Source organism: Lentzea sp. NPDC051213, assembly GCF_044455585.1.
Taxonomy (GTDB): domain Bacteria; phylum Actinomycetota; class Actinomycetes; order Mycobacteriales; family Pseudonocardiaceae; genus Lentzea.
Genome location: NZ_JBITEX010000009.1, coordinates 209867 through 235944, shown reverse-complemented (window position 1 = coordinate 235944; position 26078 = coordinate 209867). Strand labels below are relative to the sequence as shown.

Below are 26078 nucleotides of genomic sequence, written 5' to 3'. Positions count from 1 at the left end.
GGAATTGCCGAGATCGTCTACCTAACGCGGGCGATGAACCCGCTGGTCATAGAGGACTGGTGCGGCCGGTCAGCGCCACCGAGCCACGACCAGGGCGTCCAGGTCTGCGCGCACGGCCAGTCCTTCTCCAGCTGTCGACGGCGGCTGTCGAGGCGGGCTGGCGGACCGCACGGCAGAACTCCTGCAGCACGGAAAGGGCGCGTCGTCGGGTTGTGTCACTTCACTTTCTCCGGCTGGACGTCGGCGCCGTCGGCCTGGTCCTCGCGGTTGATGTGGCCGAGGTGATACCGCAACGTGCCGACGCTGACCTTGAGTTTCTGGGCGAGGTCGACGTTGCTCAGGGGTGGCTGGCCGGCACTAACGCGCTTGGCGAGCAGGGCCCGGATCCGCTTCTCAAGGGCGAGGGACTTGGCGGGCCGGCTACCGGTGGTGCCCTTGGGCCGGCCGGTGGGGTTGTAGCCGCCGTTCGCGGCGCGTTCGGCGCGTTGCTGCAGGAACGCGGTGATGGTGCTGCGGTACCAGTGCGGCACACCGAACTTGTGGTCGTCCGGGGCGGGGAACGTGCCGCGCTGGTGGCCGGACTCCCACGCGGCCGGCTTCATGCCGGCGAACTGCGCGGCCTCGATCCGGTCGAGCAGGTCCTCGCCGGCGTCGGTGTCGGGCAGTGCGGGGATCGGCTCGCCGTTGGCGAATGCCGTGGCCTGCTGCTTGTCCCACATCAGCTGCCGCTGGCTGCCCACCGGGGCCGGGTGGCCGGCCTTGCGCCAGGGCTTGTTGCGGTTTCCCTGCGACTCGGTCAGGCCGTGCAGCTGCATGATCTCGACGCGGTCGACGACGTCACGTCCTGCGCGGATCATCGGCCGGCCCCCTGCAGCTCGAGGTGCAGCTCGTGGCGCAGGCCGGCGAGCATCGCGAGGTTGAGGTCGACGCAGGCGGGATCGGGGGACGGGGCGATGCGGATCTGCTCGCCGTCGAGCAGCAGCACGAACGCGCCGAGCTCGCCGCGCAGCACGCGCATCTCCGCGGCGTCGAACGCCTCCTCGAGCGCATCGGCCGCGCTCGAGGCTGTGCCGCCGGCGAGCGCTGTCCCCGCGGCGCCAGTCCCCGCGGCGCCGGTCCCCAGAACGCGGCCGGCGGTGTCGTGGACGTGCCCGGCGTGCGCAGTGTGCCGGCGCGGCGGGTCGTCGTGCTCCACGACGAGCTGCCAGACGTGCGGGTCCATAGTTCCTCCTTGGGGTCGCGGGTCGTGCTCGGTCATCGACGTGTGGCGGTCGGTGTGCGGTCTCACCGTCTCGTCTTGCGCGGGACGCGTGGTGGCGACCCGCGTGATCTGTGGACAACTTCCGCAGCTGTGGACAACCGGGGGTGAGGGGGACCCGGTGCCGGGTCCCCCTCACGCTCAGTTCTCCGGTTTCACGATGTCAAGTGCCTTGAGCCAGATGCTGGTGGTGGTGTTCCACGCGGCCTGGTCGAGCAGCAGCCACGTGACCGGGCCGACCCGGATCTCCAGTACCGGCCACCCGGCGGGCTTCCTCGGCGGCACCAGCCGCGCGTAGGTCCCCGGTTGCGCGGAGAGCTTGAGCACGACTCCGGTCACCAGCTGCTCCAGCGACGGCCGCCCGATCACCCTGGCGGGCAGGGCCTTGGGCAGCCGCTGGGCCACCACCGCCGCACCCCGCCATACCCCGGCCACGTGTGGGACCGTGAGGTGCGGCTGACCGATCCGGCACAACACCGGCCCGATCTGCAGGCTGACCATCGGATCGGGAGTTCCCCAGCCCTGCACGTCGATCTCGCCGAACTGCTCCCCGGCTACCGTGACCACGGTCGACTGCACGAACGCCACCTGGGCCTCGACCACCGTTGCTGCGGTCATCAGTGTGTTTCCCCTCTGTGTAGTTGTCGCGGTTCGTTGGTTCGGGTCGCGACACCCTGGCCAACGAAAATAACTATAGCAGAGATCGTGAGCGCAGGGCAAACGCGACCTGTGCAGGAACGGTTTACGCAGGTCGGCGGACTTGCCGTGTCGTCGCTCGGCTGCGGTGGCGTGCGGAGGTCGTCCGCACGCCACCGTGAGCGGCTACGTCGTGGTGTTCCCGGCAGTCGCGTTCGCGTCGTCACCGGCCGGGCGTGGCCGGTGGTCCTGGATCTCGAAGTGCGGCCGCTTCAGACCCGCCATGTGGACGGTGTCGACGACGATCGTCGTGGGGTTGACCTTGACGACCACGCCCCAGTCGTTATGGGTCTTGACCAGGTCACCGGGCTTGATGTCCGCGACCGTGCCGCCCCATGCGCGGCCTTCGCGTACGTGCTCGGCGTAGAGCTCGCGGGAGTGCTCCAGCTCGGCCTGCAGGTGCTGCTGGCGCTCCAGGAGCTGCGTCCGCCAGGCGCCTTCGGCGGGCTTGGTGACGGTGCGCATGTACTCGTTGCCGTGGCCGTCGAGGTGGCGGCGGACGTTCCCGGCGAGCTCGCGGTCGATCCCGCGCAGGTCGGTCTGCACCGTGGCCATGCGGCGGGCCAGCGTGATCGGGTTGCCGAGGCTCGCGGCCGTCGTGCGGGCGGCGTCAGCGCGCCACGCCGTGGTGGTCGCCTGCTGGTCCAGGTCGATCGCCTGGCGCGTCTTGGCGTGCATCCTGTCGCGGTCCCGGAATGCCTTCGGGGCGCTGTAGTGGTCGACCAGGATCGGCTGCCCGCCAGCGAAGCGTTCGCTGATCCTGTCGACCGTCGCCCGCGCGGCCGAGGACGCCGCGCTCAGCCGCGCAGCCTTGCCGTCGAGGGCTTCCGCGCGCCGCTCGGCCTGCTCATGCTTGTCCGCCCGCACCTGTGCGGCGTCGCGCGGCGTGCCATCGATCTCCACGGACACTGTGAAACCCAGTTCCCGCAACGCCGTGGCGGCCTGCTCGATGCGGTACCGGTAGGGCGCCTTGTCCCGGCTGCGCGGGATGTAGAGCACGCCGTCGCGCGTGGCCCGCCACTGCACACCGGTGCCGCGCAGCGCGGCGAGCACCCCGTCGCCCTTGCGCGACCCGACCACGGTCGTGCCGTCCGCACTGGTGTGGCCCAGCACCAGGTCTGGTTCCTGGGCCTGGTCGAGCACCTGGTCCGGCGCCGTGGTCTCGGTGTGCTCGGTCGTGTTGTTCATCGTTGGTTCGTCCCTTTTCGGTTCGTGCGTTGTCGCGGTCTGCCGGGTTCGGGTCGCGACACCCGAACCCGGCAAGAAAAACTATAGCAGACTTAGTGTGTGAACCTGCGGAGAGGGTGCCTGTTTCACGCGTCCGCGCTGTTCAGCGGGCCGGACCAGGTATTCACCGACGGGATGGAACCCCAGTCTGCGATACCAGGCCGCCAACGTCGCGGTGTCCGGCGGCGGGTGCTCGGCGACCAGGCCGGGGAACTCGAACGCGGCGGCGCACAGCTCGACCACGCGGCCGGGGTACCGGGCGAACAACGCGGCCAGCAGCCGTGCGGCGTGGCCGCGCCGACGGTGAGCGGGTTCGGTGTGCACGTGCTCGATGTAGAGCCGGTCCCCGCAGTCCCAGGCGCTGACCTGGGCCACGTCCTGGCCGTGCTGGCGGCAGACGAGGACCGTGTGCGTGGGCGACTCGCCGGGATACCGCACGATCCGCACGTCGTGGTGCGCCGGCGCCGAGCGCTCATGCTGGCGGCGGGGCGGCGGCATGTGGCCGGCTGCCGGGGTGTCGGCCTGGTCGGTCAGGATGCTCATGGTTCTTTCCGTGGCGGTAGAATGCCGAGCTGTGGTTTCGTCCCGGCTCTGGCTGGGTTGTCGCGGGACTACACGAGGGGCCGGCATCGCGACCCCGCCTTCACCGGCGGGCTTGCCGACCCCTCCTCCCATTTCTGGGCCGTGCGGCTCAGCTGTCGTCGCGCTCGGCCAGCCGGATCTCGATCGCGGCCGCCGCTTCGCTCGGCGTCATGAACGCGGGAACGACGAACAGGCCCGCTTTCACGGCGGCGCCCAGCTGCCCGCGCCAGGCCTGGGCGGCCATGGCGGCGCCGTCCTGCGGGCAGTCTGAGCAGGACTCGTCGGGGGCGAAGCAGTCCACGACCCGATCCAGTAGACCGGGGGTCTCGATCCACACCACCGCCACGGTCTGCGTGCGGTCCGGGGCGCAGCGGTGCGTTTCGAGGTCCCGCGCGGCGGTGAACGTGGTGGCGCGAACGTGGCCCTCCTCATCGCACGCGGGGCAGTAGAACCGGGACGTGGTCACGTCGCCGTCACCGGTGGTGGCGGTCGAGTGGCGCAGCTTCCTGGTCACGGGGACGAGTTCGAGCTCGGGAGTCGTGGACATCAGGGTTTCTCCGTTCGTCGGCGGGTGTCGCGGTGGCGTGTGGCCCGAGATCGCGACACCCCGGGCCACACGAGGAATTGGTCAGTCCTGAGCGGGCACTGCGACCCGCTTGCGCAGGCGCGTCTCGATCTCCGTCCTGGCCATGTGGTCGGTGAGGTACTCGGGGACCGGGAACAGCGCGGCGGCCGCCGTGAAGCCGTCGAGGCATTCCTCGCGGTCGACCTGCTCTTCGGCGTGCGCGGCCGCGCCGGGGCAGACCTCGCCGAACGGCCCGTACTCCAGGCAGTACCCGCACTGGGCGGCGGGAACGGGCTCGGTCTCGACGTCGCGCGTCCACGCCACCTCGATCTGCCCCTCGGCGTTGAGCGTCCACACCGCCGCCACGAGGCGCACGTTCTCCGGGGCGCACACGTGGTCGGTGACCCGCGTCTGCGCCTGCTCCTGGGTGCGTTCGCTGGTGTTGTGGTCGCACTGCGGGCAGATCGCCGTGTACGACCGGAAGCCGTAGACCAGGCCGAAGGTGATCACGGGGGCCGCGGTAATCGTCTGCATGGGTGTGTGTCTCCAGCTCGTGTGCGGGTTGTCGCGGTCTGCCGGGTTCGGGTCGCGACACCCGAACCCGTCAAGAAAAACTATAGCAGACTTAATGTGCAGGCGGCAAAGCTGCATGTGAAAGGTGTCGTCAGGCGGGCGGCGCGACGGAAATCTGGTCGACGTGCAGCCACTCGTGGGTCTTGGCGTCAGGCTCGTTCACCTGGTGCACCAGTCCGTCGTCGCGCAACTCCTGTAGGAACTTGTACGTGGTGCCGAAGCTGGCCCGGCGGCCCCTCAGCGCCCACGCGGCGTTGTTGGCCTGCAGCGTGGTGAACGCGGTCGCCCGCTGCTCGATCCACGTCTGGAGGATCTCGATCTGCTGCAGGGTGTGCGGCTGCGGATGACGACCGAACCTGGGGTGCCGCATGCGGATATCCCTTTCCTGACTGGAGGAGTCGACGGTGCGGCGCGCGGCCGCTACTCGGCGATCCGGAAACCCCGCCTGCTGGCGATCGTCGTCAACCTCAACGACCGCCTCCGCGAAGCCCATGACTGCGGCTGGCTCGGCGAAGTCGACGGTCTCAAAGTCAGCCTCGACGCCGCCAACCAGAAACTCACCCAGATGCGCAAAGTCCGCGCCCAAAACCCACTGATCCAACTGAGCCCGACACGCGCGTTCACACGCCCGGATCGGAATGCATCCGCTCAGCCATCGTGATACCGAGCAAACACCCAACGGCGGCTTCCGCTCAGGAGCATGTCCATAGGAGCATGGACGATCGTGATGCGACGAGTCCACTGGCCCCTGACGCTCGGCCTGACCTGCTTGCTTCTCCTCATACTTGCCAGTCTTGTGCTGATCCCACAGCTGTTGTATCCACGCCTCACCGACGGCGAATTGCTTGCGGTGAGCAGCCCTGAGACGCGCATCCAGTTGCAGCAGGCACAGTCGCAACTGCAGAACGGCGCGCGGTCCGCCCTCCTTCAAGCAATAGCTGGTCTGTTGGTGGTTGCAGGAGCGATTGCGACGTGGCGCCAAGTCCAGGTCAACCGTGAGGGCCAGATCACCGAGCGCTTCACGCGTGCCGTTGATCAGATAGGAAGCGAGAATATAGACGTTCGCATTGGGGGGATCTACGCGCTCGAACGTGTTGCTAAGAACTCCACTCCAGATCGACCCCAGGTTCAGTACATCTTGGCGGCATTCATTCGAGGCCACGCACCGTGGCCTCATCCAGCTGTTAATGACGGGGAGTCCTCCGCTGGCACGACGCCCGACTCGCTGCCCTGGCTCTACGTGCGATGCCCAGATGTCCAGGCTGCATTGAACGTCCTTGGCCGCCGCCAAATATCGCCAGGCACTCTTCGTCTCTATTTGTCCCGCGTCGACCTTCGTAGCGCAAACCTGGACAACGCTAGGCTGATTGGCGCGCAGATTCGCCACGCCAACCTCGCCCGCTCTTGGATGGTGGCTGCAGTGTTCAATAAGAGCGACCTGTGCTACACAAACCTCAGGCAGGTTCGGGCAACCAAAGCAAGCTTTGCCAATGCCATCCTGCGAGGCGCAACCCTGGAAGGCGCCGACCTTCATGAAGCCGACCTCCGAGGTGTTGACCTCAGAGGTGCGGACATGAGGGCCCGGAACCTCGAGTACGCCGATCTCACTGGCGCCATTGCTAACGACCGAACCCTCTGGCCTGAAGGCTTCGATGCAAGCAACGTTGTCATGGCGAGCGAAGCCACCACGGAGGATGCCCCACCGCCAAGCGTGGCAGAGCCGCGCTGAGTCCGTAGTCCGGAGAAGGTAGTCCTCGATCGTCCAGCCCTGCAGCACCGGGATCCACCAGATGTGCGGGAAGTTCTCCCTCAAGTAGAGCAGGGAGTCGATCGTGTACTGCTGGTGCAGCCACACGGTCAGGCCGGTCTTGGCGATCACGTCGTGCTCGCACATCATGTCCTGCGGCGCGGCCCACATCGACGGCACGCCGAGGTCCTCGGCGTGCCGGTAGGCCGCGCCGCCGTGGTCGTCAGGCGAGAGTTCGTACTCGCCGTGCAGTGCCAACTGGTTGTAGCCGCCGGAGTCCAGCGCGTAGATCGTGAACGCCTTCGGGAACGCATCGCCCCGCAGCCGCTTGTACTTCGCCAGCGACGGCACCGTCGGGAACATCAGCATGTGCATCGGGAACAGCAACCGGCGCAGCTCGTCGTCGACGATCTGGTCCAGCTCGGCCGCGAGCCGGTCGTACCCGGTGGACATCGTGACGTCCATGATCCGCTCAAGGTGCCGGGGGCGATGCGTCCCGAGAAAGTAGGTCTGCACAGCGGGTTCTCCTGATTCCGCCGGGTCAGCGCGACACGGGAACGGACGGGCACACCCGCGTGAGCGGGGTGTGGGTCACCTGGCCGAGGTAGTCGTCGCACGCGGCGAGCAGGAGGTCCTCGAAGCCGGTGCACTCGTTGGCCAGGCGCGCGGCCCAGGGTCCCCGGCAGTGCGCCTCCAGCTCGAACAGCATCGTGCCCAGCCGCAGCTGCAGGCCCGTCACCGGCCGGGCGTCCAGGTCGACGCCGCGCGCGTCCATCAGGTGCAGCGCGCCGCAGAACAGCTCCCGCACGACCGCGCTGAACTCCTCGTCCTCGAGCCGTGCCGCATCCCGGTAGGCCTGCACCGCCGCCTCGGCGACCGGCCTGGGCGTGCCGCTGAACACGTCTTCGAACGCGATCACGGCGATCAGCGCGAGGCCGGCGTGCATCGTGTTGTCGTGCACCACGTCCTCGCGGCGGCTGCCCCACCGCCGCGCGTCGTCGCCCAGCCACAGCGCCGGGTCCAGCTCGTCGAACGAGGCCGCGGGCACGTGCGGCTGCGGATCGGCCGCCGTGGCCAGCACGGCGGGGTCTCGCGGCGCGAGCGTGCGGAAGTTGGTGGTGTGGAAGCTGAACATGTGGTTCTCCCCAGAGGGTCTGTCGTGTTGTCGCGGGCCTTGCCGGGTTAGGGTCGCGACACCCAAACCCGGCAAGAAAAACTATAGCAGACTTAGCGTGCGTCCGTCAGGTGGAGTGCGCGCTATGGACAACGGCTTGTGACTCCCTCCTTGCAAAACGTCCGTTCTGCAAGGAGGGAGCGGGGTGACCTGAGGGTGGTCGTTGAGCCTGCCCTCAGGTCACCTGGGTTCTCAGTCAGTCGTGCAGTCGTGCAGGAAGTCCGCGAGTGCGTCGTGTTCGACGTCGCCGGCGGTGCGGCCGGGCATGGCCAGTGCGTCGGCCCACAGTCCTCGTGAGGCGTTGCGGATCTCCCTGTACAGGGAGACCAGGTCATGGGCCAGTGGTCGCGCATCCGGTTTCGGGGTGCTCTCCAGCCGGATCTCGTAGGCCTCGGCGAGGTGGCGCAGATCGGTCAGCAGGCTGCACACCAGCACGTCGAACGCGCCCTTCTGGGGGTGCTGGATCCCCTCGCGGTAGGCGGCCAGTGCGAACCCCACGGCCTTGGGGCCGTAGGACTGCCAGGGGCAGGTACGAAACGCCTTGGCTGCCACTGTGGCCTGCGCAGCCTTGCGCGTCCTGCTGCCCGCAGGGCTCTGCATGAACCACAGCGACGGGGTCAGGTTGGCGGCGGTGTCGACGTCGGGTTGCACCCGCTCGGCCACGCCGGAGAAGTCGTCACGCGCGAAGCTCTCCGCATCGCCGTACCACCGGTCCACCTGAGCGGTGAACTTCGCGGAACCCCTACGGGTCTCGAACCATGCGTCGTAGCGCAACTCGCTCTTCGTGGTGTCGGCGCCGTTGTAGCTGATGTCCTGCCAGTTCTGCGGCGTGACCTTCTCGCCGTTGATGAACACCGCCAGGCTGGTCACGGTGCCGCTGTTGCCGTTGACCTGGACCGCAACCTCGACCGCCAGATCCTCAAAGTTCATTGCCACGTGCGGTTTCCTCTCGAATTGCCGTGTTGTCGCGGGATGTGTCCGGTCCGGGTCGCGACACCCGGCCTGACAAGAAAAACTATAGCAGAGATAACGCGCAACTGGTGGGTTTTTGGCTCTGGAGAAGAAGAAATTCGGAAATTCAGCAGGGGGTGACGCCGACGACCAGGTAGCCGACTCCGCCGGTCTGGGTGCGCAGGGAAAGCCGTCCGAGCTGAGGACCCGGCGGCCGCGTTCCGGTGGTGGCGCTGGCCCAGGTCAGCGAGCACGCGTCGACCGTGACATGGCCCGGTGCGCCCGGGATGGAGTAGGCGCCGCGCGGGTTGGCGTAGTTCGTCGCGTCGGTGACCTTGGCTGACAGCGCGGTGATCGCGTCCGCGCACGTGGCCGCGCCGACGACCCGCGCGAACTGCTCCCGGCCGGTGTCGGTGAACATCGATTCGCACACATCGGTGTTGCCACGCCCGATCGCGGCCGCCAGCACCGCCGGGTAACCCGGCGGGTAGCTGGGCAACCAGCGGGCGCCGGTGCTGCTGGTCGTCGGGGGCGGCACGTGCCGGGCGGCCGCCGAGCTGGGCGTCGAGCTGACGGCCGGTGGCGTCGATGTCGCCGGGCACGATTGCCAGCCGGTGATCAGGTAGCCATTGCCATGCTGGCGCTGCATCTCCCAGCGGCCCAGACGGGGGCCCGCGTCCACGGGCGGGCGGGTGAAGGTGTTCCAGTAGACGGCGCACGCGTCGACCGTCGCCCGGTCGCCCTGCACGCTGATCGCCGTCGCTGCGTCGTAGATCGGCAGCTCGTAGCGCCCCTTGTCGGTGATCTGGCCGGAGAGCTTCTCCATCGCCGCAACGCAGTCGCCCTCGCCCTGCGCGGCCGCGAACACCGGCCTGATCGGCTCCGCCAGCAGGAAGCACGCGCGGCGCGTCTCCCGCCGGGCCAGCAGTGAATGGAAGACCTGCAGCTCGTCCTGCGGGCTGCGCGGCAGCATCTGCGAGACCTGGTAGTCGTGCGCCTGCTCGGCCTGCTGCCGCTGCACCGTGAGCACCTGCAGGTGCTCCGACGCCACCCCGAGCGAGCCGACCACGCCCAGCGCCAGCCCCGGTACCAACAGCTTCCACTGCATGATCACCACTCCCCTGGCGCACACGCGCACGCCTCCCCCGTGAGTGCTCCAGCGTCGAGAGCCCGCCGCGCCACCCGCATCGGTGAGACCACCGATCCGCCCTACCTAACTTCCGCCGACCCCCACCCTGTTTCCACCTATTTCCGCTGGTTAAGCCCGTACGACGGTCCCTGCGGAGGTACACAGAGGACACGGGGACGGTGATCAACACACCGGGGGTGAGGGGATGTGCAGAGCACGGCATGAGGCGCCGCCGCACGGGCGCCGGTGTCCAGGCCACAGCGACCGGCAGCGGCGGGAGCGGGCGAACATCCGGCAGCGGATGGGCCGCTACGACCGGGCCTGCCGGGCCAACAACGACGCGCAGGACTGGGACAAACTCGACCACTACGTCGCGCTGCTCGACCGCGACGTCGCCGCTTTGCAGCGGCTGACCACGGACCGCGCCGCGGACGCCAGTCCCCCGCCTCTCCCGCCCACCCAGGCCGGGGAGTTCACACCAGAGGTCACGTGGAAGCTCAGCGACGACGAGCTGATGGCCGCGCTCAGCGGCCTGCACGATGATCCGGCCGCCCAGGAGCAGATCGTCGCGACGCTCGAATGGCGCGAAGATCTGGCCCGGCAACGTGACGCCGAGATCGCCGCCTGGGAAGCACAGAAAGAACACGAGCGGCGCGAACGCGCGGCCGCCGAGTTAGCCGAGATCGACGCCAGTCCCCTCACGAACCCCGCTCGCCGCCCTGGCCGCAGACTGTCGCCGGACAAGGCGTGCCGCGAGGAGTACGACTCGTACCTGTTCACGGCCTATATGCAGGCGGAGACCGAGTGTCGAGGCCAGCTTCTTTCCCGTGACGGCCTGGCCGCCGGGATCGACCCGCACAGCCTGTTCTCCGGCCCTGCCGCCCGCGCGCGAAAATACGCGAGCGAGGAACTGCGCACCTGGTGGGGCAGGAACAGCAGGATCACGTTCGCCGAATGGCGGTACTCGTGGTTCGGCCGAGAATCCGACAAGGACGCGGCGCGCACCGCCAAGGCACAATCGCTGGGAGAGGTGACCGCATGAACGAGCCGAACCCGGCTGACATCCTCGGTCCGAACGATGTTCTCGACGCACAAGAGCGAGGACGCGCGGCCGCCCTGGCCGGAACCGGGCCGGACTCCTGCCCGTGGAAAACCGCCGCTGACGACCGGGCACTCGCGCTGCGCTCGATGTGGATTCGCGGCTACGCCCAGGGCCGAACCGAACTCCGGGAATCCAGAAACATCCAGAGTTGCTCACGCCAGTCCCCTAGCGGGTAGCTTCCTTTAGAAGACAAGCGGATCACCTGGTGGCACAGGCCCGTCATTCGAACGGCCTCTCGATTCGTCGAGGCCGTTCGCATTCACGCGCCGGTCCCCCTTTGGAGGGCCAAGGTCCGAGGCTGACCGGGGCCAGCGTCCCCATCGCCGCACCGGCGCGGCTGCCGGACGCCAGTGCGTGGCCACGCCATCGACCCACCGGTGGCGCCACGCCGGTCCCCTGACCAGCAGGTCGAGCCAGGGGAGTGATGCCTCGCTCCCCTGGCGGTGATCACTGCGGCCGCAGGTCGGCCGACTCCGCCCTCACCGCCGAAGCCCTGCCGCGCAGGGGCATCGGCGCGCTCCCTGCGTCGCTGCTGCGGGGTGGGAGAAGCGAGCATTCGCTCCCCTCCCCCACTCCGCCAAAAATTCGAAATACCGGCTTCGAAATTCTTCTCGCCCACCGCCTCGCACGACGCAGCGGATATACTGGGGGCAGAGCCCCCAGAGATCTTCCGACTATGTCGCGTGCGAGCCGTAAACCACTGTCCCGTCCGGACCTACCTTGCGAAGTCCGGACCTACCTTGCGAAGCCGCTGCGAGCGTCCGGACTTAGGTTGCGAGCCCGTTGCTCACCGCTGTGGCGGATGGTGGACACTTCGCCGGTGACGAGTGAGGGGGCCTCGCCGCCGGTCGACGTGGTCGAGGTCGGCTTCGCGCTCGACGGCGTCGAGCACCGGCTGCCGTTGACCGAGGTGTGGTCCGTGCCGTTCGAGACGTGTTCTCCGGCCCGAAGCTTTCCCTCCTACCGTGGTCAGCGGCACTTTCCGGGCTTGTGGTGGTCGGCGACAACGGGTCGGCACGTCGGGTTCGAGTCGTGGCTGGAGCGCGACCGGTTGATGCTGCTCGACTTCGATCCGGACGTCGTCGGCATCGCGTCCCAGCCGTTCTGGTTGCTCTGGACCGCGGACAACGGCCGGACTCGCTCGCACGCCCCGGACTACTTCGCCCGGCTCGCGGACGGCCGCGGGCTCGTGGTCGACGTCCGCCCGCCGAACCGGATCAAGCCACGTGACGTGGTCGCGTTCGACCTAACCAGGCGCTGTTGCGACGCGCTGGGCTGGGACTACACCGTCCTCGGTGCCGACGACGACGTGCTCGTGGCGAACGTGCGCTGGCTGGCCGGCTACCGCCATCCCCGGCACCGGCTGCCCGAACTGGCCGAGCAGCTGCGCGAGGTCTTCGCCGCCGGGCTCCCGTTGCACGGCGGCACCGAACTGGTCGGCGACCCGATCGCGGTCCTGCCGGTGCTGTTCCACCTGCTCTGGCAGCACGAGCTCCATGCCGGTCTGTCCCGGCCCCTGCACCCCGACACCCCCGTGACCACCGTCGACGCCGGAGTTCCGGCATGACCGGCGGCCGACCGGTGCTCGCGCCCGGCGACCAGGTCCACTTCGACGGCGAGCAGCACCAGGTCCTCGCCTTGAGCAGCACGTCGGTGCGCCTGCGCTCGACCGAGGGCACCGAGCAGGTCGTGCTCGCCGGCTACATGATGAGCGCGCCGGACTTCGCCGTCCTGGGCGCCACCGCGTTGCCAGCAGTCGAGCCGATCGGCCTGCTCGACGCGCTGCCCGCCGACGTCCTGGCGGCCGCGCGGGACTGGGAACGCCACGTCGTCGAGGTCGAGACCGGTCTTCCGCTCGGCGCCGAACCGGGTGCGGTTCCACGTCCCGGCTTCGACCCGGCCGTCCACACACTGGCGGAACGGGACCGCGCGAAGGCCTCCGAGCTCGGCGTCAGCGTCCGCACCGTCCAAGGCCGCCGGGCCCGCTACGCCGCGCAGGGTCTCTGGGGCCTAGTCGACCAGCGCGCGACCCGGACCTGGGAGGTCACCGGGCGGGCGGATCCGCGGCTGGTTGAGGCCGCGCTGGAGGTGATCGCCGCCGAGACCAGCGCGTCGACGGGCACCAGGTCGCGGTTGATGCGGCGCGTGGTGAAGCGGTGGAGGAGATCCACGGCGCCGACGTGGTGCCGCTTCCGGGCCGGTCGGCGTTCTACGAGCTGCTGGAGCGGCTCACCGCTGGCAAGCACACGTTCGGCTCGGCGGTCACCCGCCGGCAGATGGCCAACCGTCCGCAGGCGATGTTCACGCCGACCTCGGCGAGCAGGCCCGGTGAGCAGGTCCAGATCGACTCCACGCCGATCGACGTGATGGTGCTGCTCGAGGACGGCGTTCCCGGACGGGCGGACCTGACGATCGCGGTCGACATCGCCACCCGCACGATCTGCGCGGCAGTGCTGCGTCCGGTCGGCACCAAGGCGGTCGACGCGGCGCTGCTGCTGGCCAAGATGGTGGTCCCGGAGCCGATGCGGCCGCACTGGGACGCCTCGCTGCGGCTGGCCTGCTCGCGGATCCCGCACGAGCGGCTGGTCTCGATCGACGCGCGGATGCGCGAGGCCGCCGCCCGGCCGGTGATCGTCCCGGACACGGTGGTGATCGACCGCGGCCGCGTGTTCGTCTCCGAGGTGTTCGTGCGGGCCTGCGAACGCCTGGGCATCTCGGTTCAGCCGGCGCGGCCGCGCACACCGACCGACAAGGGCGTGATCGAGTCCACGCTCGGGTCGATCAAGACCCTGTTCGCGCAGCACGTCGCCTCCTACACCGGCGCCGATCCGACCCGGCGGGGCCGCGACGTCGAGGCGCAGTGGTCGATCGAGCAGCTGCAGGAGCTGTTGGACGAGTGGCTGATCGTCGGCTGGCAGCACCGGCCGCACGATGCGTTGCGCGACCCGCACGCGCCGGATCGGGCGCTGACGCCGAACGAGCGCTACGCCGCGGCGGTCGCCGCAGCCGGTTACCTGCCGTTGACGCTGACCGGCGAGGACTACCTGGAGCTGCTGCCGGTCGAATGGCGCCAGATCAACGACTACGGGATCCGGATCGACTACCGGACCTATGACAGTCCTGAGCTGGGGCTTTGGCGGCGACAGCCCTCGGGCATCGCGGCGAAGAACAACCGGTGGGAGATCCACTACGACCCCTACGACCTCTCGCGGGTGTTCGTCCGCACGCCGGAGGGCTGGGTCACCGCCACCTGGACGCACCTTCCGCTGGTCGCCGCGCCGTTCGCTGACTTCACCTGGCGGCACGCCCGCACACTCGCGCCGGTGGGTGCGACCGAGGCCGAGATCGCGCGGGTCCTCGACGATCTGCTGACCCGCGCGCAGACCGGCCCGCAGGACAAGGCCAGCGCCCGCGTGGTCGCCCGCACCCGCACCGCCGCGGCCGCGCACCGGCCCCAGCTTCCCGCGCCGGTCGACGTCGTCGACGAGCCCGCATCCGCACCCAATCCCGCGCCGGGGGCGCAGGTGATCCCGTTTGGTGTCTTCGACGCCGATGCCGAAGCCGAGAGGTGGTTATGACCGGCCTGCTGGAGGACGACACCGACGACGAGCTGGTGGTCGACGAGCCGCTGACCACCAAGGAGGGCTGGCGCCGGTTCGTCGAGCACCAGGCCGAAACGCCGGCCGCGCCCAGCCCGGCCGCCTTACTCGCGCTCGCGTCGGATGCCCGCTCCGAGCTCGACGAGGCCCGCCGCGACTACCACGCGCAGCTGCCGCTGGTGAACACGCCGATCATCCGCCAGGTCCTGACCACCGGACGGCTGCTGATCCAGCTCAACCGCCGCCAGATCTCCGCCCGCCGCGGCCTGATCCTCTCCGGGGCCTCGGGCACCGGGAAGACCACAGCGCTCACCCAGCTCGGCCGCACCCACGAACGCGCAGTCCGCAAGCGCCACACCGCCCCGGCCAGCACCAACCGGGTCCCGGTCGTCTATGTGACGGTCCCGCCCGCCGCGACGCCGAAGATGCTCGCGGTCGAGTTCGCCCGGTTCTTCGGGCTGGAGTTCCGCGGCCGCGCGAACATGACCGACATCGTCAACGCCGTCTGCACCACCGCCGCGCGCACGCACGTCGAGCTCGTCCTGGTCGACGAGATCCACAACCTCAACCTGGCGACCAGGTCCGGCGCGGAGGTCTCCGACCAGCTCAAATACTTCGCTGAGCGGCTGCCCGCAACGTTCGCTACGCCGGGATCGAGGTCGAAGCCCAGGGCCTGTTCGCCGGCGTCCGGGGACGACAGATCGCCGGGCGCTTCACCCTGATCGGCTCCACGCCGTTCGCCTACGGCAGCACCGACCAACGCGAATCCTGGCGCGCCCTGGTCGCCACCCTCGAGTCCACGCTGCGCCTGCACCAGCACCCCGCCGACACGCTCGTCGGCCTGGCCGACTACCTCTACGACCGCACCGGCGGCATGATCGGCAGCCTCTCCCAGCTCGTCCGCGGCGGCGCGATCCTCGCCATCGACGACGGCAGCGAACGCATCACCCGCGACCTGCTCGACCTCGTCCCGGTCGACTTCGCCGCCGCCCGCAGCACCCCGCAACGCCCTGACCAGCGCACACCCGCCCTCAACAAGGCCCGCGCTCGATGACCTCGCGCCTGCCGATCACCATCCGGCCCGCCCGCAACGAACTCGCCGTCTCCTACCTGACTCGGCTCGCCGCCCTGCACGACATGCCGTTCGCCGAACTCTGGGAGCAGGTCAGCGGACTGCGACGCGGCTACGGCAAAGGCAAGGCCGTCAAGGCCGACCTGCTCGCCACCGTCGCCGGTCAGCCCCGCGAGCGGCTCGAACGCTCGATCATCGAACTGCGCGTCCCGCGCCCGGACTGGAAAGCGCTGCGCCACGAACCCCAACGCGGCTGCTGGCGCTGCAATGCGCGGCACCCCGGCGGACCGGTGATCCAGCTGCTCGCCCACCACGACTTCGTCTGCATCCGGCACCAGCTCTGGATCGGACCGCCCGACCAGGCCGATCATCCCCAGCCCGATCTCGCCGAGCTGCCCGAGATCGTCGCCGCCCAGCACCGGCACCAGCGGCTGCTGCGCCGACTCGGCCCTGCCGCCACCTTCGATGCCGTGCTCACCGGCTTCGTCGTCTGCGGTCACCGCTGGAACGGCCAGACCACCGGCGACGCCGACGCCCGCCACCAGTGGGCTCGCCGCGCCGACCTGCTCATCCCTCCCGGCACCGAGGACGAGACCTTCAGCAAGTCCCGGCTCTTCGCCGCGGTCTATCCCGAAGCCGTCCAGCTCGCCGAGGTTTTCGGTTCGCTGCGCTGGCGCCGCCTGGCCGCGGGCGGCCCCGACGACCAACGTCGGTTCACCGCCGAACTCCAGCGCCGCCTCGGCCTGACCGACCTGCGGCCGCTCTGCGTCGAGGACGCGATCTCGCACTGGATCGACCAGCGCAGCTGGCAAGCGCCCGCGCTCCCGCACAGCACCTTCCGGGCCGAGCGGACCTTCGCCGGGCCCACCTTCCGCAAGCCGGTCACCAAAGCCGAGGAGGCACGCAAGCACAGCGCCGCCTGGTTCTCCACCACCAGGCGGGGCGTCATGCTGCTGCACCACCGGGCGCTGACTCCGGTCAACCCGCGCAAGTTCATCACCAGCGACATGGCAGCCCAGCTTCGCGAGGTCAACCACCTCACGGTCGCCCAGACCAACGCCCTGCTCATGAGCGAATACCTCCGACCGCACCCGGCCGCAGACATGACCTACCTCGACGCAGCCACCGAGCCCGTTCCCTGGGCCGACCAGGACAAACCACGCCCCTCACGAGCCGGTCAGCCCTGGTTTCCAGGCTCCTGAACAGCTAAATCCGCCAGCGGCGACGAGTTTGCGACCTGCGCCGAACGGCCTGCCCAGCACGCCTCGTCGCACCTTCGCCAGCACCGCCTCCACCAACTCGGAACCCTGCGGAGGCAACTGGCGGCTGCCCGCGGTCACCACGATCTCGGTGACCTCCCGCCGTGGCGGGAGGGCCAAGTTTCAGATGTTGGGTAAACAGTTGGGTCCTGGTGTGGCACAGCACGGGCAGACGGCGTGCGACGACCGGCCCGCCCCCAAGGATCGGAGTTCCCGATGTCTCAGCTCACGACGCTGGATGAGGCTTGCGCCGCGGCGTGGCATCCGGACATGGTTCTCGCAACGGGGTGGCCCCGCCACCGCATGAACAATGTTCCGGCGCGTCACCGTGCACGGAGCGTTTGATGACCGACGCCAGCGAGTTCAACGAGAACCACGGCCCTGACTACCGGCGCACCCAGGATGCCTACGATGATCTCTACGGGCGGGACTGGGGTGCACCGGTTCGTTTGGACGAGTACACGTCGTTCTACCGCGCACATCAGCGGAAGGTGTTGACCCGAACGCGCACGAAAGCGCGTCGCGTCGCGCACCACGTCGGTGCTGGGATCGACGTAGAGGGCGCGGTCCAGGAGGCGTTCATCGCATTCTGGAGGCACCTGAGCCAGTGCGAGGCCCGCGGAGTGCCGAGCAAGGTCCACACCCCTGGCGCCTGGGTAGCAAAGGTGGCTTGGTTCCATGTGATCCGGCAGGTCGACCGCGGCGCTGTGCAGCAGCAGAAGCTGGTCGACGTGTTGTCCAATGCGATGCAGTTCCACCGCACCCCCCTTGGCGACCCTGTATTCACAGCGGTGCTCGCGGCTGAAGCGGTGGAGCAGATCCTCGCGCTACCCGGCAACCAGAAGCTCGTTGCATATCTGCGATTCGTCGAGGAGTGGAGCAACGACGAAATCGCCGATGTGTTGGGCGTCAGCAGCAGCACCGTCCGGGTACACGCCTTCCGCGCACGGGGCAACTTCGCCGGCCGCGACCAGCACATCGGCGACAGGGTGAGCGGTGACATGGTTGGTCGCGACATGGTGGTGTGGTCCAGGGCGTCCAGGGCGATTCCGCTGTGGGTGTTGCGGTGGGGGCTCCTGGGTGCGGCTGGTGCCACGGCGGCGGTCGTGACCCTTGTGCTCTATGCGCACGTCTGGATGGCGGTCGTCGTGGCCGGCGCGGTGGCGCTCCTTGGCCGGGCGGGCTGGGCCTTGACACATCACATCGTTTCGCGGCGTCGCTTGCGGCGTTTTGAGATAGCCCGTGCCCGTAAGAGGAAGGACATCCTGTGATGACACGTCGACGCCAGCGACGCGGCAGATCATCTGCGTCCTCGCCAGCTTGCGGTAACACGCAGTACCCGACCGAGACCACGAGCGTGATCAGTGTGGCTGGTCGTCTGCTCAGCACCTGGTCCAGCACGGGCCGGTTGATACTGGTGCTGGTCGTCAGTGCGGCCCTCACCACCGCTGTGCTCACGATCGCACCGGTCGACGTCGAGGTGGGGCCGATCAAGCTCACGCACGTTCCAACCGCACAGGAGGGCGACGCTCACAGTCGTTGATCGTCGAGTGCACAATTCGCAATCTAACTCCGGACGAACGGGTCGGCCGCGTTCAGAGTTAGATTGCGAACCCGAGGTCAGGGCACTGTTATCCGCAAGCTTCAGTCGGACAGGACAACTGTTGTCCTGTTCGCGTGAACCTCGGGATTCGGGCTTAGTTTGCGGGAGTCATTGCGGGGTTCGGGGTCACCTTGCGGGGTCGGTGCAGGGCGCCTCGGGTGCCGTTGGGCAGAATCCCGCCGTGCTGGATCTGGACGCAGCCGCTGGACATGCCGCGGTGTCCTGACCGAGGTCGCGCCCTTCGCTGTCGCCGCGAGACAATCCCGATGGGGGCCGGCGGGCGGAGGCAGGCGATGGAACTGGTGTCGGGCTTGCTAGCGCTCGCCGCGTCCCATGCGTTCAAGGCGATGTTCCGCTCCCACGACGGCAGCCCTTCGACGACCGGCGAGATCAGCGGCGCCACGGCAGCACTCGTGCTCAAGACGCTGCTCACCGCGCCTCAGGACACGACCGAACGTCTGGCGCGCATCGAGGAGAAGATCGACAAGCTCACGGCTCAGCTCTGGACGACCGAGATGGGGGCCGGTCGCGATCACCTCAGGATCGCCGCCGCCGAACACCGCGAAGCGCGCGATCGCCGTGCAAGCATCGACCGGGCCCGCGAGGCGTTCGTCCGCGCGAGCCACTCGGCGCAGTCATGCGAGGCGACCGTCCAGGCGAAGGTCCACGTCGCAGCGTGCTGGCTCGCCGAAGGCTCGGCGCGCGACGCGATCGACACCCTCGCCGACGCGTCCGAGACGGCGCTGCGGGGAATCCGGGCGAGCGTCCGGACGTTCTCCCGGCCAGACGCGGCCGCACTCGAGGCCAAGGTGCGGCAGGACGGCGACTTCGGCGCGAAACTGCGGCTCAAGGCGATCGGCGGCTACGCCAGCTCGCCGACCAGCTCACTGTGGCACGGCCCGCTCGGCGCGATCCGTACGGACGCGAGGCGCGAGCGGGACGCGCTGGCGACCCTCTTCAACGCGGTCCAGGCGCTCAGGAGCGACCTCGGCGACGACCCGCTGCTCTGTCAGCCGATCCTCTACTTCCACACCGATGAAATGGCGCACGGCGTCGGCATCGCCCGACTCGCCGCCGTCCCGTGCGTGCCGGTGTTCGCGACCTCCGTCGCCAGCCCCGACGGCGAAGGTGGCGAGACAAGCCTCGCCGGGGCGATGGTCGACGGCCTCGGCGTGACGCTGGGGGCGTTCCGCGTCAGCGGGCACAGGTCGCCGGTCGACGCCACCGGCACCGTCCACGTAAGCGAGAAACGCCGCCACCGCACGGAGGTCCGCGTGGTGTTCACCCGTGATTACCCCACCATCAGGAATATGCCCCGGGAATGGCCCGGCGTTCTGGAACGGCGCCAGGCGGGACGGTCACCACGAGACGACGGCTCCCTTACGCCCCCGGACGCGACGCAGCCGCTGACCGACCTCGATCCCCCGTTTCGCAAGATCGTCGTGGAGGCGACCACGCTTGTGATCGACGGCCGCCTCGACACGGCCCCGGAGCACATGATCGTGTCGGTCGGCCATGCGTCCGGCCACGACGAATCCGACCAGACAACGACGATGTTCCGCTTCCCGACGCCGCCGACGCCGCCGCCGGAGGGCGTCCGACGCCTCCTGGGGACTGGCCAGAAGCACCTCACCGTGCGTGACCTCAGGCGGTGGGACCGCCGTGCGTGACCTCAAACGCCGTCTGCGGTACTGGTTTTCCTGGACAGCGATGACGATCAGGCGCTGCTGCTCGACCACGGAATCCGCCAACTAGGTCAGGACGACGGTGGGTCGCAGTGTCCGGACCTAGTTGGCGGACCGCAGGTCAACACCCTCGTCATCCGCCACCTTCACTCGGACAGGACAACTGTCTAGTCCGACTGAAGTTGTCGGTGTCCAGACCTGGTTGTCGTTGGTGATGTCGGTGCCCAGAGGTATTTGTCGGGCCGGGTCAGGCGGCACACGCGCCACAGGAGAGGACAGTTGGACCTGCATAGTGAGCCGCAGATCGCTGATCTTGGCCACCGGCCGACAGGGCACGACAAAGCCCGGCTGGTTCCGCGATGATCGCCTGGTGAGCAAACGACGTGGCTGGACAGGTTGGTGGCGGCCGATCCTGGCGGTCGTCGCGCCCGTGCTGATCAGCACCGCGGCGGCGGTGGCTGTTCTGATCAAGGTGCTGGCTCCTGGTACCGCGCAGGACCGGCTCGACGCCATCCGAACGGGGTTGGCCATTGGCGCGGGCATCGGCGCCATGATCACCCTGGCGCTCGCGTTGCGACGCCAGCAGGCCACCGAGCACGACGCCACCGAACGCAGGCTGACCGAGCTCTACGTCAAGGCCGTCGACCAACTCGGCTCCGACAAGCCGGCCGTGCGCCACGGCGGGCTCTACGCTCTCGAACGCGTCGCCCAGGACAACCCCGCACACCGCCAGACCATCGTCGATGTCATCTGTGCTTACCTGCGGTCCCCCTACACCCCTCCCCGCGCCCCAGGCACCAGCAAACTCGGAGGCATTCGTGCACCCCTGCGACCTAGGCGGGCGCGCTCCCAGCCACTCTCTGGCTCCGTCTCGGACACCACGCCGAAAGATGTCAAGCAGGAAGCCCATCAAGAACGCGAAGTCCGGCTCACAGCCCAACGCCTTCTGCGCGACCATCTCCAACCACGCATACCGGCCCGTACCTGGCTGCGGCGGTTCACACGTCCGGCCCACACCTTCTGGCCCGACATCGACCTTGACCTCACCGGCGCCACCCTCATCGACTTCGACCTCACCGGAACAGCCATCCGTGGTGCCCGGTTCAACAAGGCGCAGTTCAATGGCTTTACCCAGCTCCGCATGGCGCAGTTCAGCGATCGCGCCACGTTCGACAGTGTGAAGTTCAACGGCCGGGCCAGGTTCGTTGGGACGCAGTTCAACGGCGGCGCCTGGTTCGGCTGGGCGCAGTTCGATGCCAGCGTCTTGTTCGAGCAAGCGCAGTTCAACGGCGGCTCCGCGTTCGACAAGGCACAGTTCAACCAGGAGGCCAGGTTCGACGCGGTGGAGTTCAGCGTGACCACCAGGTTCGACGGGGTGACGTTCAACGGCACGGCCGGGTTCGTCGGGGCGAAGTTCAACGGCATAGCCTCTTTCGTCGGGGCGAAGTTCAACGGCACGACCGTGTTCTCCCGGGCGAAGTTGAGCAACGCCTCTTTCATCGGGGCGAAGTTCAGCGGCATGGCCGAGTTCTCCGAGGCGAAGTTCAGCGGTCGTACCTGGTTCGCCGCGACACGGTTCAGCGGCACCGTTCCGGATGAGGTCGAGCCCCACCTGTTCTCAGGTAAGGACGGCAACTCCGTGGCGACCACCGGAAGCTCCAGTCCCGACGTCCGCAGGTAGGTCCGGACAATATCCACGCCTTCCGTCACAATCTCCACGCCTTCCGTCCGCACCCGCTTCTCGGATCGAAGGTCAGCCGCTCCAGGAGACGACAAGTTCGTCCGGACGAGACACGATGTGTCTTGTCCGCGTGAACATGGCGGTGTTCGCACCTAGTTGGCGGAGGTAGTCGCGGAGTTCGGGGACCAGCCGTAGTGGTTCTGTCCGTGTGAGGCGACGCCGAGATCTTGCTGGGCGGGACCTCGGGGTTACGCTGCATGTCATGGTCGAGTTACGACCGCCGTTCCGGCAGATCAACTCGTGGCAGGTAGCCGAAGAGAACGCGGCCGCGTGGATGCGTCACTTCGGGTACCGCGGCGTGCAGCTGACTGCATCGGGAGCGGATGGGGGCGTGGACGTTTGTGCCTATGGTGCGCTGGCGCAGGTGAAGTTCGAAGCGCGGCAGGTTGGTCGGCCCCAGTTGCAGAACCTTGTCGGAGCCCGCGGCCGCGACTACGCCGCAGAGCTGCTGTTCTTCACCGGAGCGGGTTATACCAACACCGCAGTTGTCTACGCCGACGACATGAACATTGCCCTGTTCACCTACCTGCTCGATGGCGCCGTCATTCCGACCAATGCCGCAGCAGCCCGCGTCATGTCTCGTGCCGCAGGTCTGGCAGTCGGCGAGGCCGCGAGCCCGGCGTCAGTTGCGGCGCAGACCAGACTGACCGTCGCGTCGCGACGGTCCCAGCCTGGAGGCGTCGGCGCGACTGTAGGGTTGCTCACCCTCGGGGCGCTGTTCACGTGGGCACTGGTCATGGGAGCACTCAAGCCGGAGAACTGGCACGGAGACGGCCCTTTGGGCGGCGCGGTGATCCTGCTGCTGGCTGTGGTGTGTCTGACGTTCGGCGTTCGCCGGTTGCTGCGCTACTTCAGTTAGGTGCAGTCCGACCCCGAAGGCCAGCCCTAGCCGGGTTCCAACTGTTGTGGCGCGTGCTGAGGACGTGGTCTGGACGGACCGTTCACGCACTGGCGGAATGCTCCGCAGCGGATTCCGCCAGGTAGGTCCGGACAGTTGGACGACGAGTTGTCCGCACCTAGTTGGCGGGCTGCAGGTCAGGCGCACCGCCCTCCGCCATCTTCGACCGGACCGGACATAAACCACTGTTCCGACTCGCGCCCAGCCGAACACGAAACGGCCCGGTTCCTGATCAGGAACCGGGCCGTTGCCGTCAGCGAAGCCGGGGGGCCGGTCAGACCGTGCGCCGCCGGCTGGGACGCGCGTCCGCGGCGCTCATGTCCGCCGGCGGTGCGTCCTGCACAGGTGAAGGGGTGAGTTGTTCGGGCCGCACTACCGGCATCCCGGCCGGCGGGGTCGGAGCCTCCGCCTCGACGCCGCGGTGCTCCTCGTTGTCGTCCTGCGCGGCCGCCGGGCGGCGGGGCGCCCACCGGATGACGTTGGACGGCAGCGGATCCGCCGGCGGCTGCCCGCCACCGCCGCCACCGTCTCCGCCGTCTCCGCCGTCTCCGGGGGTGCTCTGCCCGGTTTTCGGCGGATACAGCCTCTCCATCTCGGGATGCTCCCGAGGCAGATCGATCCGCAGGCCCTGAATACGGCAGATCTTCCCCACCACCGCCAATCCGCGGCCAGGGATCGGCTCGGCGCCGTATTCGTCCACCGCCTGCCTCCAGTCGCCGCCCAGCGCCATCCGCGCGCCGATCGGGGAGACATAGCCCAGCACGAACCGGTACTCCAGCATGTCGCGCACCGCGCCCGGAATCGCGTCCTCGGCGTCAGGGCGCTGCGTGACCACCATCAGCCGGCCAGCGCTGGCACGCAACTGCCGGGAAAGCTGCTGCAGGATCGGGTCGAGCACCTTCGGGCCCAGCACCGACCGGATTTCCTGGACCTCCTCCAGGACCACGAGGAACGGCGGCTGATGCGGCTTGGGCCGGTTGCCCCGGTGATATTCGGCGTCCGCGTCGTAACGGGCCCGCATCGCGGCCGAGATCTGCTGCAGAGCCTGCAGCCACTCCTCCGGCTCACGGGCCACGCAATGCACACCCCGGCGGCCCTCGAAACAGATGTAGTCCGAGCTCGACTTGCCGTCCAGAATCCAGGCACCGCCGGGAAACCAGCCGTTGCTCAAGCCCCGGGCGATGTAGCCGCGGGTGAAGTGCGACTTGCCCGCGCCAGTCCCGCCGATCACGAGCAGGTGCTTCTCCTCCTCACGCGGGTCGATCATCAGCAACGGCAGCCGCAGCAGCACCTCACCGGTGCGCTCGTCACGTTCCTCGTAAATGCCCGTCGCCGATTCCTCATCGGTCACCCCGACCGGAATACCGGGCAGATTCGACGGCCACACCAGATCGGTGATGTTGACCGGCAACGCCGGCGCGGCCTTGAGCTCGAACACCGCCCGCCCGGCCGGCCAGGACACCGAGTAGTCGCCGGCGTGCCGCAGCGACCACCGCACCGCCGAGGCGATGCGCTCCCGCACCGCGGGCTCCTCCACTCGCACGGAGTCGCCGAACGGCACCTCGGCGAACACCAGCCGCGTGCCGTCCCACTCCCGGCGCCGTACCGCGAACTCGCCTGGGTCCACGCGCGCGGACCGGGCGATCGAGGCGAGCACCCACGCGCACAGCCGGTTGCGGGCCCGCCAGGTGTCGGAGAGCCCGGCAATGATCAGCCACAACCCGAGAGCGAGCACCCACACCCACACGCCGGCGTCCAGCGCCAGCCAGCCCAGCGCCACCAGGCCGACAACCGGTCGCGCCCAGCGCCGCACCCGCCGGCGGACCCACCAGTGCAGCCACCGCGTCAGCCACATCATGACCAGCCACAACCCGACGGCGACCCCGACCGGGACCAGCGTGAAGTCTGTCGCGATCCACGAGATCGCCACGAAGCCCAGCAACACCCAGCCCGGTGCCCGGCGCGCGTCATAGACCGCGGCCCGCAGGTCGTAGCCGCCTACGGAGAACCACCACGACTGCAGCACCGACCGCACCGTGCGCCAGTCCCGCAACCACTCGAACCGCGCGCGCCGCGGCCGCGGCCGAGATGGTGCGGCCGCCTGGCCCTCGTCCTCGAGTTCGTCGGTGACCGCCGGACCGGTCATCGCGGCATCCGCGCGGCCACGCCCGCGACGTCGTACGCGGCCCTCTCGTGGTCACGCTCGCGGCGGGGCGTCTCGTTGGGCCCCCACTCCGGTGAGCGGCGCCCCCGCAGCTCCTGCGGGTACTCCGAGGCAGGCCGAGAACCGAACCCGTCCGGGAACACCACCCGCGCCTCCGGGAACTGCCCGATCACCGCGGCCGCCACCTGCCGGGGGATCATCCAGTCCTGCATCGGCAGCCGCTGGAACCGCTTCGACGAACCCGGCTGGTAGCCGATCGGCACCCGCGGCACCTCGACCGCCACCCGCACCTCGCCGAACCGGGCGATGGCGAACTCCACCAGCTCGACCAGCCCGTCGACCAGCCGGGCGGTGTAGCGGGCGAACGCCTCCCAGTTGTCCGGGTCGTTGAGCGCGTCCCGCTGGATCACGCCGAACCGATCGACCGGGCCCATCGTCCAGCCGTGCACGCCGGCGTCCCCCACCCGCAGCACCGCCGCCGTCCACGTCTGCCCAGGATCAACACCGATCGTCGGCAGCGGCCGCACCTGCGGAACAACCAGATCCGGCTCCGGCCGCAACATCGACTCGGTGCTCACCACGACCACCGACTCCCAGCACCAAGTGGAGAAAGGCCCCTGGTCACGCCCCCGAACTCGCCGGCACACCGGACAGAAACCTGGCTCGCCACCAGTTCGCGATCGCCGTGCTGGCCGGCGCCACGGCACAGACCCGCACCGGACCCCCTGCGTGCCGTGCGCGACGGCGCGCCAGCCCACTCCCGACGCGGCCCGCTACCGCTCCTCGCCTCGTACATACGACCCCCTCATGCATCACAGGCCAGTCCCTCCTGACCCGTGACCAGCATCGATACGCGGCGGCTGGCTCCGCATCGGTGTGATCGCTGATCTGCGGTACCTATGCCGTGCTCGTGCGGGCCGAGCAGCGTTCAGGAACGGCAAAGAGGTGTTTGCCGTGGGAGTGCGCCGCGACAGCAAGGCGCACACCGGAGCGTCTGAGCAGGTGTTGTTCGACGAATCGGCCCCACGTCCGCCGGTCGAGGTGCACAGTGGG

At 68.9% G+C, this 26078-nt stretch carries 29 protein-coding genes; 16 read left to right on the top strand and 13 right to left on the bottom strand.

The window, feature by feature from the left end; all coding sequences use genetic code 11:
- Nucleotides 1-215: 215 nt before the first annotated feature.
- The 8 genes from ACIA8G_RS35335 to ACIA8G_RS35300 all read right to left on the bottom strand — a co-directional run bounded on the left by ACIA8G_RS35335 (nucleotide 216) and on the right by ACIA8G_RS35300 (nucleotide 5271).
- Nucleotides 216-857: a hypothetical protein gene (locus ACIA8G_RS35335; RefSeq protein WP_396423086.1), complete on the bottom strand. Its 642-nt coding sequence runs from the start codon at nucleotides 855-857 to the stop codon at nucleotides 216-218.
- The gene (locus ACIA8G_RS35330; protein WP_396423085.1) at nucleotides 854-1222 is read right to left on the bottom strand and encodes a hypothetical protein; all 369 of its coding nucleotides are present in this window, start codon (nucleotides 1220-1222) and stop codon (nucleotides 854-856) included. Before ACIA8G_RS35330 ends, ACIA8G_RS35335 begins: the two co-directional genes overlap by 4 nt.
- A gap of 177 nt (nucleotides 1223-1399) precedes the next feature.
- A complete protein-coding gene (locus tag ACIA8G_RS35325; RefSeq protein WP_396423084.1) occupies nucleotides 1400-1876 on the bottom strand; it encodes a hypothetical protein in 477 nt (158 codons plus the stop codon).
- 204 nt (nucleotides 1877-2080) lie between these two features.
- A complete protein-coding gene (locus ACIA8G_RS35320) occupies nucleotides 2081-3142 on the bottom strand; it encodes a DUF3560 domain-containing protein (RefSeq protein ID WP_396423083.1) in 1062 nt (353 codons plus the stop codon).
- Nucleotides 3143-3223: 81 nt separating this feature from the next.
- On the bottom strand, nucleotides 3224-3724 hold the full coding sequence (locus ACIA8G_RS35315; protein WP_396423082.1) for a GNAT family N-acetyltransferase: 501 nt from the start codon (nucleotides 3722-3724) through the stop codon (nucleotides 3224-3226).
- A gap of 148 nt (nucleotides 3725-3872) precedes the next feature.
- Nucleotides 3873-4310: a hypothetical protein gene (locus ACIA8G_RS35310; RefSeq protein ID WP_396423080.1), complete on the bottom strand. Its 438-nt coding sequence runs from the start codon at nucleotides 4308-4310 to the stop codon at nucleotides 3873-3875.
- Between the two features lie 81 nt (nucleotides 4311-4391).
- Nucleotides 4392-4862 (bottom strand): hypothetical protein, encoded by a 471-nt coding sequence (locus tag ACIA8G_RS35305; protein WP_396423078.1) that lies wholly within the window; start codon nucleotides 4860-4862, stop codon nucleotides 4392-4394.
- Between the two features lie 130 nt (nucleotides 4863-4992).
- Nucleotides 4993-5271, bottom strand: coding sequence for a hypothetical protein (locus ACIA8G_RS35300; RefSeq protein ID WP_396423077.1), 279 nt, complete (start codon nucleotides 5269-5271; stop codon nucleotides 4993-4995).
- Between ACIA8G_RS35300 and ACIA8G_RS35295 the strand changes: the two genes are divergently transcribed.
- The 3 genes from ACIA8G_RS35295 (at nucleotide 5245) to ACIA8G_RS35285 (ending at nucleotide 7179) form a co-directional block, all read left to right on the top strand.
- A complete protein-coding gene (locus ACIA8G_RS35295; protein WP_396423076.1) occupies nucleotides 5245-5562 on the top strand; it encodes a hypothetical protein in 318 nt (105 codons plus the stop codon). The two genes, ACIA8G_RS35300 and ACIA8G_RS35295, sit on opposite strands and share 27 nt — an antisense overlap.
- Before the next feature lie 39 nt (nucleotides 5563-5601).
- Entirely contained in the window at nucleotides 5602-6630 is a 1029-nt protein-coding gene (locus ACIA8G_RS35290; protein ID WP_396423075.1) for a pentapeptide repeat-containing protein, read from the top strand.
- A gap of 387 nt (nucleotides 6631-7017) precedes the next feature.
- A complete protein-coding gene (locus tag ACIA8G_RS35285; protein ID WP_396423074.1) occupies nucleotides 7018-7179 on the top strand; it encodes a hypothetical protein in 162 nt (53 codons plus the stop codon).
- A 10-nt stretch (nucleotides 7180-7189) separates the two neighbouring features.
- Here the strand turns inward: ACIA8G_RS35285 and ACIA8G_RS35280 are convergent, their stop codons facing one another.
- The 3 genes from ACIA8G_RS35280 to ACIA8G_RS35270 all read right to left on the bottom strand — a co-directional run bounded on the left by ACIA8G_RS35280 (nucleotide 7190) and on the right by ACIA8G_RS35270 (nucleotide 9881).
- Nucleotides 7190-7783: a hypothetical protein gene (locus ACIA8G_RS35280; protein WP_396423073.1), complete on the bottom strand. Its 594-nt coding sequence runs from the start codon at nucleotides 7781-7783 to the stop codon at nucleotides 7190-7192.
- A gap of 231 nt (nucleotides 7784-8014) precedes the next feature.
- On the bottom strand, nucleotides 8015-8758 hold the full coding sequence (locus ACIA8G_RS35275; protein WP_396423072.1) for a hypothetical protein: 744 nt from the start codon (nucleotides 8756-8758) through the stop codon (nucleotides 8015-8017).
- Between the two features lie 142 nt (nucleotides 8759-8900).
- Nucleotides 8901-9881: a hypothetical protein gene (locus ACIA8G_RS35270; RefSeq protein ID WP_396423071.1), complete on the bottom strand. Its 981-nt coding sequence runs from the start codon at nucleotides 9879-9881 to the stop codon at nucleotides 8901-8903.
- A gap of 226 nt (nucleotides 9882-10107) precedes the next feature.
- On the opposite strand from ACIA8G_RS35270, the gene ACIA8G_RS35265 reads away from it, so the two are divergent.
- The 13 genes from ACIA8G_RS35265 to ACIA8G_RS35205 all read left to right on the top strand — a co-directional run bounded on the left by ACIA8G_RS35265 (nucleotide 10108) and on the right by ACIA8G_RS35205 (nucleotide 22822).
- Nucleotides 10108-10944 (top strand): hypothetical protein, encoded by an 837-nt coding sequence (locus tag ACIA8G_RS35265; RefSeq protein WP_396423070.1) that lies wholly within the window; start codon nucleotides 10108-10110, stop codon nucleotides 10942-10944.
- Entirely contained in the window at nucleotides 10941-11180 is a 240-nt protein-coding gene (locus tag ACIA8G_RS35260) for an Rmf/CrpP family protein (RefSeq protein ID WP_396423069.1), read from the top strand. Before ACIA8G_RS35265 ends, ACIA8G_RS35260 begins: the two co-directional genes overlap by 4 nt.
- A gap of 644 nt (nucleotides 11181-11824) precedes the next feature.
- A complete protein-coding gene (locus ACIA8G_RS35255) occupies nucleotides 11825-12571 on the top strand; it encodes a TnsA-like heteromeric transposase endonuclease subunit (RefSeq protein ID WP_396423068.1) in 747 nt (248 codons plus the stop codon).
- The gene (locus tag ACIA8G_RS35250; RefSeq protein ID WP_396423067.1) at nucleotides 12568-13371 is read left to right on the top strand and encodes a hypothetical protein; all 804 of its coding nucleotides are present in this window, start codon (nucleotides 12568-12570) and stop codon (nucleotides 13369-13371) included. The genes ACIA8G_RS35255 and ACIA8G_RS35250 overlap by 4 nt, the downstream gene beginning before the upstream one ends.
- Nucleotides 13281-14582 (top strand): Mu transposase C-terminal domain-containing protein, encoded by a 1302-nt coding sequence (locus tag ACIA8G_RS35245; protein ID WP_396423289.1) that lies wholly within the window; start codon nucleotides 13281-13283, stop codon nucleotides 14580-14582. Before ACIA8G_RS35250 ends, ACIA8G_RS35245 begins: the two co-directional genes overlap by 91 nt.
- Nucleotides 14579-15325, top strand: coding sequence for an ATP-binding protein (locus ACIA8G_RS35240; RefSeq protein WP_396423066.1), 747 nt, complete (start codon nucleotides 14579-14581; stop codon nucleotides 15323-15325). The genes ACIA8G_RS35245 and ACIA8G_RS35240 overlap by 4 nt, the downstream gene beginning before the upstream one ends.
- A 152-nt stretch (nucleotides 15326-15477) precedes the next feature.
- Nucleotides 15478-15657: a hypothetical protein gene (locus tag ACIA8G_RS35235; protein ID WP_396423065.1), complete on the top strand. Its 180-nt coding sequence runs from the start codon at nucleotides 15478-15480 to the stop codon at nucleotides 15655-15657.
- The gene (locus tag ACIA8G_RS35230) at nucleotides 15654-16877 is read left to right on the top strand and encodes a hypothetical protein (RefSeq protein ID WP_396423063.1); all 1224 of its coding nucleotides are present in this window, start codon (nucleotides 15654-15656) and stop codon (nucleotides 16875-16877) included. The genes ACIA8G_RS35235 and ACIA8G_RS35230 overlap by 4 nt, the downstream gene beginning before the upstream one ends.
- Before the next feature lie 401 nt (nucleotides 16878-17278).
- Nucleotides 17279-18205, top strand: a complete 927-nt coding sequence (locus ACIA8G_RS35225) for an RNA polymerase sigma factor (protein WP_396423062.1) — start codon at nucleotides 17279-17281, stop codon at nucleotides 18203-18205.
- A 95-nt stretch (nucleotides 18206-18300) separates the two neighbouring features.
- A complete protein-coding gene (locus ACIA8G_RS35220; protein WP_396423061.1) occupies nucleotides 18301-18477 on the top strand; it encodes a hypothetical protein in 177 nt (58 codons plus the stop codon).
- Nucleotides 18478-18830: 353 nt separating this feature from the next.
- Nucleotides 18831-20207 (top strand): hypothetical protein, encoded by a 1377-nt coding sequence (locus tag ACIA8G_RS35215; RefSeq protein WP_396423060.1) that lies wholly within the window; start codon nucleotides 18831-18833, stop codon nucleotides 20205-20207.
- Nucleotides 20208-20535: 328 nt separating this feature from the next.
- Nucleotides 20536-21903 (top strand): pentapeptide repeat-containing protein, encoded by a 1368-nt coding sequence (locus ACIA8G_RS35210; RefSeq protein WP_396423059.1) that lies wholly within the window; start codon nucleotides 20536-20538, stop codon nucleotides 21901-21903.
- 262 nt (nucleotides 21904-22165) lie between these two features.
- The gene (locus ACIA8G_RS35205; protein ID WP_396423058.1) at nucleotides 22166-22822 is read left to right on the top strand and encodes a restriction endonuclease; all 657 of its coding nucleotides are present in this window, start codon (nucleotides 22166-22168) and stop codon (nucleotides 22820-22822) included.
- A gap of 313 nt (nucleotides 22823-23135) precedes the next feature.
- Here the strand turns inward: ACIA8G_RS35205 and ACIA8G_RS35200 are convergent, their stop codons facing one another.
- Nucleotides 23136-25007 (bottom strand): hypothetical protein, encoded by a 1872-nt coding sequence (locus ACIA8G_RS35200; RefSeq protein ID WP_396423057.1) that lies wholly within the window; start codon nucleotides 25005-25007, stop codon nucleotides 23136-23138.
- Nucleotides 25004-25603, bottom strand: a complete 600-nt coding sequence (locus ACIA8G_RS35195) for a hypothetical protein (protein ID WP_396423056.1) — start codon at nucleotides 25601-25603, stop codon at nucleotides 25004-25006. Before ACIA8G_RS35195 ends, ACIA8G_RS35200 begins: the two co-directional genes overlap by 4 nt.
- Nucleotides 25604-26078 lie beyond the last annotated feature (475 nt).

Coding starts and splice junctions, on each gene's coding strand:
- ACIA8G_RS35335 (WP_396423086.1), bottom strand. CDS start 857: ATGATCCGCGCAGGACGTGACGTCGTCGACCGCGTCGAGATCATGCAG.
- ACIA8G_RS35330 (WP_396423085.1), bottom strand. CDS start 1,222: ATGGACCCGCACGTCTGGCAGCTCGTCGTGGAGCACGACGACCCGCCG.
- ACIA8G_RS35325 (WP_396423084.1), bottom strand. CDS start 1,876: ATGACCGCAGCAACGGTGGTCGAGGCCCAGGTGGCGTTCGTGCAGTCG.
- ACIA8G_RS35320 (WP_396423083.1), bottom strand. CDS start 3,142: ATGAACAACACGACCGAGCACACCGAGACCACGGCGCCGGACCAGGTG.
- ACIA8G_RS35315 (WP_396423082.1), bottom strand. CDS start 3,724: ATGAGCATCCTGACCGACCAGGCCGACACCCCGGCAGCCGGCCACATG.
- ACIA8G_RS35310 (WP_396423080.1), bottom strand. CDS start 4,310: ATGTCCACGACTCCCGAGCTCGAACTCGTCCCCGTGACCAGGAAGCTG.
- ACIA8G_RS35305 (WP_396423078.1), bottom strand. CDS start 4,862: ATGCAGACGATTACCGCGGCCCCCGTGATCACCTTCGGCCTGGTCTAC.
- ACIA8G_RS35295 (WP_396423076.1), top strand. CDS start 5,245: ATGACGACCGAACCTGGGGTGCCGCATGCGGATATCCCTTTCCTGACT.
- ACIA8G_RS35300 (WP_396423077.1), bottom strand. CDS start 5,271: ATGCGGCACCCCAGGTTCGGTCGTCATCCGCAGCCGCACACCCTGCAG.
- ACIA8G_RS35290 (WP_396423075.1), top strand. CDS start 5,602: ATGTCCATAGGAGCATGGACGATCGTGATGCGACGAGTCCACTGGCCC.
- ACIA8G_RS35280 (WP_396423073.1), bottom strand. CDS start 7,783: ATGTTCAGCTTCCACACCACCAACTTCCGCACGCTCGCGCCGCGAGAC.
- ACIA8G_RS35270 (WP_396423071.1), bottom strand. CDS start 9,881: ATGCAGTGGAAGCTGTTGGTACCGGGGCTGGCGCTGGGCGTGGTCGGC.
- ACIA8G_RS35265 (WP_396423070.1), top strand. CDS start 10,108: ATGTGCAGAGCACGGCATGAGGCGCCGCCGCACGGGCGCCGGTGTCCA.
- ACIA8G_RS35260 (WP_396423069.1), top strand. CDS start 10,941: ATGAACGAGCCGAACCCGGCTGACATCCTCGGTCCGAACGATGTTCTC.
- ACIA8G_RS35250 (WP_396423067.1), top strand. CDS start 12,568: ATGACCGGCGGCCGACCGGTGCTCGCGCCCGGCGACCAGGTCCACTTC.
- ACIA8G_RS35245 (WP_396423289.1), top strand. CDS start 13,281: ATGGCCAACCGTCCGCAGGCGATGTTCACGCCGACCTCGGCGAGCAGG.
- ACIA8G_RS35240 (WP_396423066.1), top strand. CDS start 14,579: ATGACCGGCCTGCTGGAGGACGACACCGACGACGAGCTGGTGGTCGAC.
- ACIA8G_RS35235 (WP_396423065.1), top strand. CDS start 15,478: ATGATCGGCAGCCTCTCCCAGCTCGTCCGCGGCGGCGCGATCCTCGCC.
- ACIA8G_RS35230 (WP_396423063.1), top strand. CDS start 15,654: ATGACCTCGCGCCTGCCGATCACCATCCGGCCCGCCCGCAACGAACTC.
- ACIA8G_RS35225 (WP_396423062.1), top strand. CDS start 17,279: ATGACCGACGCCAGCGAGTTCAACGAGAACCACGGCCCTGACTACCGG.
- ACIA8G_RS35215 (WP_396423060.1), top strand. CDS start 18,831: ATGGAACTGGTGTCGGGCTTGCTAGCGCTCGCCGCGTCCCATGCGTTC.
- ACIA8G_RS35205 (WP_396423058.1), top strand. CDS start 22,166: ATGGTCGAGTTACGACCGCCGTTCCGGCAGATCAACTCGTGGCAGGTA.
- ACIA8G_RS35200 (WP_396423057.1), bottom strand. CDS start 25,007: ATGACCGGTCCGGCGGTCACCGACGAACTCGAGGACGAGGGCCAGGCG.